At 63.3% G+C, this 1,917-nt stretch carries 1 protein-coding gene and 1 pseudogene; one reads left to right on the forward strand and one right to left on the reverse strand.

Going from position 1 to position 1,917, the window contains the following annotated elements; genetic code table 11:
* On the reverse strand, positions 1–1,143 hold a 1,143-nt coding region (locus A3730_RS21560), incomplete at its 3' end, for a B-box zinc finger protein (protein WP_231884009.1).
* A gap of 128 nt (positions 1,144–1,271) precedes the next feature.
* Here A3730_RS21560 and A3730_RS21565 point away from each other — a divergent pair.
* Positions 1,272–1,917 (forward strand): annotated as a pseudogene (locus tag A3730_RS21565) (apolipoprotein N-acyltransferase); the annotation flags it as partial.

Genomic DNA, 1,917 nt, shown 5'->3' on the forward strand with positions numbered 1-1,917 from the left:
AGCCAATGCCAACCGTAATGCTGGCGCCGCCGGCAACCACTGCCGGTCGCGCAGGCGCTGGCGAGTAACCAGTGCCATGGCATCACCCCAGGCCTGCGCACCAATCAGCCAATCCAGGTAAGGCTCCGCCAGAGCAATCCGTTCTTGCTCTTTACCCAGCACCGCCAGCAACTGGTCGTGATGATGCCAGTCCCCCACTGTGGCTTTCTTCGACTTGATGACTTTCGTGGTTGTCAGCAGCACCTTGTCGAACCGCCCGGCGCACAGCTGGGTGCGTTGCCGACGCTCGGCCAACGGCTGGGTGACACGCCGCCCCCCCTGATTCAGCCCCCACTGTCGGCCATGACGGACGGCAATATCACCACACAGCCCCGCCAGCACCAGCCACCACCAGGCAGCCAACAACCCGGCCACCGCGTGCACCAGCGGCACGGGCAAGACGTCCATGGCCACCATTACCAGCGCCACCACCAGTACACTCCCCAACGACGCAAACCCGGCCGCCACGCCATAATCACGGGGGGCCGAGGCGATATAGGTGGCCGCCGCCGCATAAGCGCCAGGGGCTGCGCCCTGCACCAGCACTGCAAGCCACAGCGCCGGCACCAGCAGCATCCCGATCATCGCCACCAGCAGGCCACCCGGCACCGATACTGTCACCATCAGGCCACCCGCCAGGGCAATGACCACTACCGCCGGCAAGGCTTGCCACAGTGCACTTTTCCAGACACCGCTTTCTCCCAGGCAGTCCCAGCCAGGAAACGCCGCCTTGCGGGTTTTGCGGGGGCCGGCCCGCAACGTCATCAATGCCGCCGCAAAGGCGAAGGTGGGAAATCCCGCCAACAATGCCACCGGCACCATCGTCCATAGCGGCGGCAATAGCGCCGCCAACACCGCCCAGATCGCCATCAGGGGCAACAACGGTAACGCGAAGGGCAGCCGCAGATAGCTGTCCAGGCGCTGCCACAGCGGCCCTACCTGACTCTGCCCCGCCGGCGCCAGTTCGTGATTGCACAGCAAGCAACGGGCCTCCATAAGCTGGTCCTCGTCACCCTCCACACATTGCTGACACAGATGCAGTCCATCATGGGCGCAATACCACAGCGCCTGGGTTCCCGGATGGTACTTGCATGGGTGTTTCACTATGATGCCCCCAGACTTGTCATTCCGGTTTAACCGGTTATTTTGCCTGCTACTTTATTCGTATTGTTGCATCGACTCTAGTCCAAACCGCCAGGCGGCCTGCTCGCCAGCATGAAACGAGGAACCCCATGCGAGATCGTCTGCTGGCCCTGATTGCCGGCCTGCTTTTTCCCCTTGCCTTCGCTCCCTATGATCTCTGGCCCCTGCTGTTTGTCAGCATCGGTGCCGGTTACTGGTGCCAGCAGCGGGCCGCTTCTGCCCGCGAAGCGCTGTTGCGAGGCTGGCTGTACGGGCTCGGCATGTTCGCTTTCGGTATTTCCTGGGTGCATGTGTCCATGCACGACTACGGCTTCATGCCGCTATGGATGGCCATCCCGTTCACCGGCATCTTTGCCGCCTTTCTGGCCCTGTTTTACGGGCTCACCTTTTATGCCAGCTGGCGACTGGGGCGTTCAGCGCTGGTGTTTGCCGGTAGCTGGCTGTTGCTGGACTGGGTACGCGGCGTCTTCCTCACCGGTTTCCCCTGGCTGTATGCAGGTTATGCCCTGATCGACACGCCATTTGCCACCCTCGCCCCCATTGGCGGCGTGTGGCTGCTGACGCTCACCGCCGTGCTGATCAGCGCCTGTCTCATTCGCCCGGCAACCCACCGGAGGAACTGGTACACCGGCCTGGCCGCAGCCTGTGCCCTGCTGGTACTCACCGCTGTGTCCCACACCTTGTCGTTCACAGCGCCCGACGCCCCCCCCCAGAAAGTCGCGCTGGTGCAGGGCA

Source organism: Alcanivorax sp. HI0044 (assembly GCF_001634945.1).